The sequence below is a fragment of the Caulobacter sp. HMWF025 genome (genome assembly GCF_003060965.1).
Taxonomy (GTDB): Bacteria; Pseudomonadota; Alphaproteobacteria; order Caulobacterales; family Caulobacteraceae; genus Caulobacter.
The window spans coordinates 36705-44543 of record NZ_QAII01000161.1 but is presented as its reverse complement, the minus strand read 5'-3'; the positions used below and the strand labels follow the sequence as shown (position 1 = coordinate 44543).

Below are 7839 nucleotides of genomic sequence, written 5' to 3'. Positions count from 1 at the left end.
CCCGCCGCTGCACGTCGCGCAGGGCGGCCCAGCCGGACTCGGCGGGCGCTGACCTGTAGGGCCCGAAGCTGGCCAGTTGCACCATCAGGAACGGCAGGTCCGCGCCCTGGAATTCCCGCCGCCAGTCGGCAATCAGGGCCGGCATCAGCCGGGCATATTCGGGGGCCTCGGTGACATTGGCCTCGCCCTGGTACCAGGCAAAGCCCTTCAGTCCGTAGGGGGCCAGGGGGGCGATCATGCCGTTGTGCAGGGTCGAAAGGCCGCTGGCCCCGAGCCAGGGCGCGTGCGGCGGCAGACCCGTCGCCGCCAGGCGGCTTGACACCTTGTAGCGCCAGGCCGTGCCCAGCGGCACAAAGCTGCCGTCGTCGAGCCTGAAGCCCTTCTCGGCCGCCGGCCCCCAGGCTCCGCCGCCACCGCCGGCGTCAATCGCCCGGATGGCAACGACATTGCGACCGGCCTTCAGCGCGCCGTTGGCAAGCCGGTAGTTGCGCGGCGCGTTCCATCCCTCCTGGGAGCCAACGGGCTTGCCGTTGAGATAGGTCGTGTCGATATCGTCGATCGGCCCCAGGGCCAGGACCGCGCCCTGGGTCGCCTGCTGGGCCGTCAGGGTGACTTCGGCCCGCAACCAGATCGTGCCGTCGAAGGTCTCCAGACCCGCCGTGTTTTCCCAGAAGTTCTCTGCCGGCAGGCTGCCCCACGCCCGGTCGTCGAAGTCCGACTGGCTCCACGCCTTGGCCTGAGGCTCGTTGCGGGCCGCCCAGCGATCCAGCATGCCGCTCCAGCGCGCCATGCCCAACTCCTTTGACCGCGCATAGTCGGCCAGGACCGACAGACCCTCGTCATAGGTCTTCAGCGCCGCCAGGCCCTCACGGCTGATCCAGTCCTGGATCGGTGAGCCGCCCCAGGTCGCGTCGATCAGGCCCACCGGAACGCCGGTCGTCTTCTTGATGTCGCGACCCATGAAATAGCAGGCGGCCGAAAAGTTGCCCGCGCTTTGCGGGGTCGAAACCTGCCAGACCGCCTCCTTCGGCAGGGCCGAGGTCGGAGCCGGCAGGCTGGTCCGGCCCGTCTGCAGCAGGCGGATATTGGCGTCACCGGCCGCCGCGACCTCGTACTCGCCGCTGAGGATGCGGCGCAGCGGCATCTCCATGTTCGACTGCCCCGAACACAGCCAGACATCCCCGACCAGGAGGTCTGTGAGGGCCTGGACCTGACCACCGGACTGAACCGTCAGGCTCAGGGCCGGGCCCGGTTCGCGGGCCGGCAGGGCCGCAGACCAGCGTCCGTCCGCATCGGCGGTCGCCGTGGCGGTCTGACCGGACAAGTCAATGGCCACGGCCGCGCCGGGCTTGACCTGACCCCAGACCCGGATCGGCTGACCACGCTGCAACACCGCATGATCGCTGAACACGGGCGCCAGCAAGGCCTGGGCCGAAGCCCCGCTCGCCAGGGCGGACAGGGCGGACGCGATCAGAAGCAGGCGTTTCATGGGGTCGGATTCCGGGTCTTGTTCAGCCGGGCTCGCCTTGCGGGTCCTCTGCCGGGCCCACAACAGCGACGGCCATTTCGAGTTAGGCGCCGCCCCGACGGCTTCGACGGGGCGGCGGGTGAGCTGGCTACTGGGCCTTGGCCGGACAGACCGCGCCGGCCGGATCGGTGGTCAGCTTGACGCCCTGCAGCGAGACGGTCAGCGCTCCGGCGGTTTCCAGAAGGAAGGGCTCGGCGACCTTGGTGACGTCCGTCCCGGCCGCTGCGAAGCATTTCAGCGGCACCTTCAGGCTCTTCCACTCCCCGATCGGGGCAGAGGCGAGAACCGGAGCCACATCCAGCTTGCCCCAGCCGATCGACAGGGTCACAGGGGCGGTCGGACGGACGTCGACCCGATAGTCGACCAGCAGGGCCATCTCGGCATTGGTCTGGAATGTCAGATCCATCGGCTTGTCGCCGACCAGAGCGGCGGAGGCCGCACCGGCACCCGAGAAGGTGATCTGGCGACCAGCCTCCTGAACGCCACCGGCGTCCACCGGGCGGATCTGGACGGACGTGGTGGGCAACAGGCGGAAGCTGAACGGCGCCGGCGTTTTGCCGGCGACGAAGTAGTTGCTGCTGTTTTCGGCAACGACCGTCACGCCGGAGACTTCAGAGAGCTTCGGCAGACGCACCCTGTCGCGATAGTTCAGGCCGTAGCCATAAGCGAACAGCGGATCATAGCCGCGGTCACCCCGGTTCAGGGACGTCTGGGCTGCGCTCTTGGGCCAGCTGAAGGACAGCTTGCCCTTGAAGTCGTTGCGCGGCTTGCCGGTTTTGTCGCCGACGATCACGTCGGCGATGCCGCCCCCTTCAGATCCCGGGAGCCAAGCGTTGACGAAAGCGTCAGACGCATTGAGCTCGGGGTTCACCCAGAGCGGCCGCCCGGTCAGGAATACGGCGACCACAGGCACGCCAGCAGCCTTCAGACGCTTGAGCAGCGCCAGATCCGCCTTGTCACCGGGCTGGTATTCGAGGGTCTTGAGATCGCCCACGCCCTCGGCATAAGGAGTCTCGCCGAAGACCACGACAGCGACGTCGGGCTTGCTGTCGAACTTGCCGTCGACATTGAGCGTGGCCTTGCCGCCACCGGCCTCGACCGCTTCCTTCAGACCCGACCAGATCGACTGGGCATTGGGGAAGTCGCTGTTCTTGTTGTCGGTGCCCTGCCACGACAGGGTCCAGCCGCCGGACTGACGACCGATGTCATCGGCCCCGGAGCCGGCCACCAGAACGTTGGCGCTGGACTTGATCGGCAGCACGCCGTTGTTCTTCAGCAGGACCAGAGACTTGCGAACGGCCTCGCGGGCCAGCGCCCGGTGCTGGGCATTGCCGGCCACATCGGCACGCCCTTCCCAGGGCCGGGCAGACTTGAACAGGCCCAGCTTGACCTTGACCCGCAGGATGCGTCGCACGGCGTCATCGACCCGCGCCTGGGAGATCTCGCCCGACTTCACCTGGGCGACCATGTTGTCGAACAGGCCCTTCCAGCTGTCCGGGGCCATGTACATGTCGAGGCCGGCATTGGCGGCCTGCGGGCAGTTGGTCGGGGTGCAGCCGGCAACCTGGCCGTGGCCGTTCCAGTCGCCGATCACAAAGCCGTCGAAGCCCATCCGGTCCTTCAGGACGTCGGTCAGCAGCGTCTTGTTGCCGTGCATCTTGACGCCGTTCCAGCTGTTGAACGAGGCCATGATGGTCATGGTGCCGGCATTGATCGCCGGGACGTAGCCCGGGGCATGCAGCCGAACGAGATCGGCTTCCGACACGCGGGTGTCACCCTGGTCGTGGCCCTCATGGGTGCCGCCGTCGCCGAGGAAGTGTTTGGCGCTGGCCGCCACATGGCCGTGCTGCAGAACCTGCCCCTGGCTGACTGCGCCCTGCAGACCCAGGATCATTTCGCCCGCATACTGGCGAACGATCTCCGGATCCTCCGAATAGCCTTCATAGGTGCGGCCCCAGCGATCGTCGCGAGGCACGGTCAGGGTGGGTCCGAAGGCCCAGTCAAATCCTGACACCGCTGTCTCTTGGGCCGTAGCAATGCCGATCCGGCGGATGAGTTCAGGATCCCGCGTCGCACCCAGGGCGCTGTTGTGCGGGAACAGGGTCGCGCCGACGATGTTGCCATTGCCGTGTACCGCATCGATTCCGAACATCAGCGGGATGTGCGTGCCGCCCTGACGGGCTTCGCCGGCGGCGCGGAAGGCCCGAACGGTGTCGACCCACGGCCCGATCGGCGAACGGTCCGGAGCGCCGAGCGGCGGCGAGCTGCCGCCGGCGAGGATCGAGCCGAGCGGATAGGTCTTGAGGTCCTCAGGCTTGATCGCGCCGGTGTCGGCCTGGATCATCTGGCCGACCTTCTCCTCGAGGGTCAGCTTGGCCAGCAGCGCATCGACGAAGGCTTCCGTCTCTGCATCGACGAGCCCCTGGCTTTTGGCCACGGGCCAGGCCGCCGGATGGGCCGTCGCCTTGCCGGTCGGCGCGAAGACAGGCTCAGCCGCCAGGGTCGATCCTGCCACGCTGGTCAGGAGGGTCGTCGCCAGCAAGGCGACCGAAAGGGTCCTGGTGTTCATGCTCCCCGCTCTTCTCTTCATCTCGTCTGCGCCCGAATGAATGGGGCGGCTCCGGAGTGGTACCGCTATCCTACCGCTGGACGGAAATCCATGCACAGTCTAATTATGCTATAAATACGCAAAAAGTGCCGTCCAAGGGAGGATTCATGCAGTCTTTAAAGCGGACCTTGCTCGCAGGCTCAATCCTTGCCGCACTGACCTGCGGGGCCGGTCAGGCCGCCGAGCGCAGTCTGGCCTCGCCGGACGGTTCCCTGGTGGTGACGGTTTCCGATACCGGCGGCCAGGCCCGCTATGCGGTGTCCCGGCGCGGGACGCCGGTCATTCAGCCGTCAGGCCTGGGCCTGACGCTCGATATGGGTGGGCGGCTGTCCTACGACGTCACCCTGGCGACCGCGACGACGCGCAGCGTTGACCAGACCTATGACCTGGTGGTCGGCAAGACCCGTACCGCCCGCGACCACTTCAACGAACTGACGGTGCAATTCGTTGAAGGCGGCACCGCCGGCCGCAAGCTGAACATGGTGTTCCGGGCCTATGACGATGGGCTCGCGTTCCGTTATGTCCTGCCGGACCAGCCAGCCCTGGCCGGGGTCTCGATCCGCAACGAGGAAACCCGCTTCGACTTTGCCGCCGACCATCGCTGCTGGGCGCTGAATCTGGGCAAGTTCGGCACCTCGCACGAGGGCGAGTACGACCCGGTCAAGGCTTCCAGCTTCCGCGAGCACAACCTGCTCGAATTGCCGGTCGTCTGTCAGACCGAAGGGGGCACGACCTTCGCCATTGCCGAGGCAGACCTGAAGAACTCCGGCGGGCTCTATCTGACCGGGCGCGGCGACGGGGGGCTTGGCCTCCAGGGCAAGCTCTCGCCGCGACTGGACGATCCGAAATCAGCCATCCATTCGCGGATCGGTACGGACACGGTCAGCTCCTGGCGCGTCCTGATGGTCGGCGACACGCCCGGTGACCTGGTCGCCTCCAACCTGATCACCAGCCTCAATCCGCCCACCGCCCTGACCGACACCGGCTGGATCAGGCCCGGCAAGGCGGCCTGGGACTGGTGGAACGGATCGGTCGTGGCCGGGGTCGACCGGCCCGGCATGAACACCGCCACGATGAAGGCTTTCATCGATTTTGCGGCGGCCAACAAGCTTGAGTACATGCTGATCGATGACGGCTGGTATGTCGGTTCGGGCCAGGCTCCGGCCGTGCTGCCCGGCACCGACATTACCCGCCCGATCCCCGAGATCGACCTGCCCGGCCTGATCGCCTATGGCGCGCAGAGGGGCGTCGGCATCATGGTCTGGGTACACTGGAAGGCGCTGGACGACCAGATGGACGAGGGCCTGGCGGCCTACGAGAAGCTGGGCATCAAGGGCATCAAGGTCGACTTCATGGACCGCGATGACCAGCAGATCGTCGACTACTACCACCGCCTGCTGACCAAGGCGGGCCAGCACAGGCTGATGGTCGATCTGCATGGGGCCTATCGCCCGACCGGCCTGATCCGGACCTATCCGCACTACATGACCCAGGAAGGTGTTCTGGGAGCGGAGTACAACAAGTGGAGCCGCCGGATCACGGCGACCCACAATGTCACCCTGCCCTTCACCCGCATGTTGCTGGGCCCGATGGACTATACGCCCGGCGGCTTCCGCAATGTGACGCCGGGGGCCTTCAAACCCCAGAACAGCCTGCCGCTCGTTCAGACTACGCGCGGTCAGGCCCTGGCCATGTACGTCGTCTTCGACAGCCCCCTGTCGATGGTGTCCGACAGTCCTGTGACCTATGCCGCCTCGCCGGCCGGTCTGGACTTCATCAGCGCCGTCCCGACCAGCTGGGACGAAACCCGCGTGCTGTCGGGCGAGATCGGCCAGTCCATCGTCATCGCCCGTCGCAAGGGCAGCGACTGGTATGTCGGAGCGATGAGCAACGAGACCGGCCGCACGGTCAAAGTACCGCTCGACTTCCTGCCGGCCGGGGCCTTTACCGCCGACATCCGCCAGGACGGGACAGAGCCGACGGCGCTCGTCCAGTCCAGTCGCGCGGTTACGGCGAAGGACAGCCTGTCCCTGAAACTGGCCCCGTCCGGCGGCGGCGTCATCCATCTGAGCCCCGCCCGATGAGCCTGACCCGACGGGCGGCCCTCGCTGCCGCTGCCGGCCTCGCCGCGACACCTGCCCTGGCCCGACCCAGAGGGCCCTTCCAGGGCAGCTGGGACTCGCTGGCCGGTGGCTACAGGACCCCCGACTGGTTCCGGGATGCCAAGCTCGGCATCTGGTCGCACTGGGGGCCACAATGCGTGCCGGAGTTCGGCGACTGGTACGGCCGCCAGATGTACCAGCAGGGCAACTATGTCTACGAGCACCATCTGAAGACCTACGGCCACCCCGCCGACTTCGGATTCATGGAGTTCATTCCGCGCTGGAAAGCCGACCGCTGGGACCCCGACGCCCTGATGAAGCTCTATGTGGCGGCGGGCGCGAAATACTTCATGTCGATGGCCAACCATCACGACAATCTCGACATGTTCGACAGCCGCCACCATGCCTGGAACACGACGCGGGTCGGCCCCCGGCGTGACATTGTCGGGACGTGGGAAAAGGTCGCCCGCGCCCATGGTCTGCGCTTCGGTGTGTCCAACCACGGGGCCCATGCCTGGCACTGGTGGCAGACCGCCTACGGCTATGACGCCGAGGGGCCCCGCAAGGGTCAGCGCTATGACGCCTTCCGCCTGACCAAGGCCGACGGCAAGGGTAAGTGGTGGCAAGGCCTGGACCCGCAAGCCCTCTATACCGGCTGCAACATGGTCATTCCCGACGGGATCGACAGCATCGCCGCCGCCAATGCCTGGCATGACAGGCACGATGGCGAATGGGTCGAGACCCCGCCCCCCAACAACCCCGCCTTCACCCGCAACTGGTTGCTGCGCCAGAACGACCTGGTCGACCGCTACCGACCCGACATGGTCTATTTCGACAACTACACCCTGCCGCTGGGCCAGGCCGGACTCGACGCCACCGCCCATTACTACAATGGCGCGGTCGCCCGGCATGGGTCGGCCGATGTGGTGGTCACCGGCAAGAAACTCTCGGCCTTCCAGCGCCGGGCGATCGTCGAGGACGTGGAGCGCGGCTTTTCGGACCGACTGCGCGATGAGCCCTGGCAGACCGACACCTGCATCGGCAGCTGGCACTACGACCGTCCCCTCTATGAACGGGACGGCTACAAGAGCGGCCGGGACGTGATCCAGAGGCTAATCGACGTCGTCAGCAAGAACGGCTGCCTGCTGCTGTCGATCCCCCAGCGCGGCGACGGCTCCATCGACGACCAGGAAGAGCAGGTCCTGGCCGACATGGCCGGCTGGATCGCCGTGAACGGTGAAGCGATCTATTCGACCCGCCCCTGGCGCATCTATGGCGAGGGCCCGACCCGCTTCGTGGAAGGCATGCAGAACGAAGGTGCTGCCAAGCCCTTCGAGGCCAGCGACATCCGCTTCACCCAGAAGGCCGGCGATCTCTATGCCCTGGCCATGGCCTGGCCCGAGGGCAAAATGTCCATCACGAGCCTGGGCTCACAGGGCCCAACCTCGGCCGGTGAGGTGGTACGCGTTGAACTGCTGGGCAGCAGTGAACCCCTGCCCTTCACGCGGGATGCCTCTGGACTGACGGTCCAGCTCCGCGAGCGACGGCCGGCCTTTACGCCGGTCCTGAAGATCCAGGGACCGGGGCTCACCTAGCCCCGG

The 7839-nt window shown here is 66.8% G+C and carries 4 protein-coding genes; 2 read left to right on the top strand and 2 right to left on the bottom strand.

Features of this window, described 5'->3' with window-relative positions; all coding sequences use genetic code 11:
- Positions 1 to 1489: sialate O-acetylesterase (locus tag DBR10_RS17425; RefSeq protein ID WP_233243471.1), on the bottom strand; the 1489-nt coding region annotated here is incomplete at its 3' end.
- A 127-nt stretch (positions 1490 to 1616) separates the two neighbouring features.
- Positions 1617 to 4097 carry a glycoside hydrolase family 3 protein gene (locus DBR10_RS17420; RefSeq protein WP_108504584.1) on the bottom strand — a complete coding sequence of 827 codons (2481 nt, stop codon included), beginning with the start codon at positions 4095 to 4097 and terminating at the stop codon, positions 1617 to 1619.
- 167 nt (positions 4098 to 4264) lie between these two features.
- On the opposite strand from DBR10_RS17420, the gene DBR10_RS17415 reads away from it, so the two are divergent.
- Both DBR10_RS17415 and DBR10_RS17410 read left to right on the top strand, forming a co-directional pair.
- Entirely contained in the window at positions 4265 to 6220 is a 1956-nt protein-coding gene (locus DBR10_RS17415; protein WP_233243470.1) for a glycoside hydrolase family 97 protein, read from the top strand.
- A complete protein-coding gene (locus tag DBR10_RS17410) occupies positions 6217 to 7833 on the top strand; it encodes an alpha-L-fucosidase (RefSeq protein ID WP_108504586.1) in 1617 nt (538 codons plus the stop codon). The genes DBR10_RS17415 and DBR10_RS17410 overlap by 4 nt, the downstream gene beginning before the upstream one ends.
- Positions 7834 to 7839 lie beyond the last annotated feature (6 nt).

What these genes read in the sequence shown, in the direction of transcription:
- DBR10_RS17410 (WP_108504586.1), top strand. Translation starts at nt 6,217, where the DNA reads ATGAGCCTGACCCGACGGGCGGCCCTCGCTGCCGCTGCCGGCCTCGCC.
- DBR10_RS17420 (WP_108504584.1), bottom strand. Translation starts at nt 4,097, where the DNA reads ATGAACACCAGGACCCTTTCGGTCGCCTTGCTGGCGACGACCCTCCTG.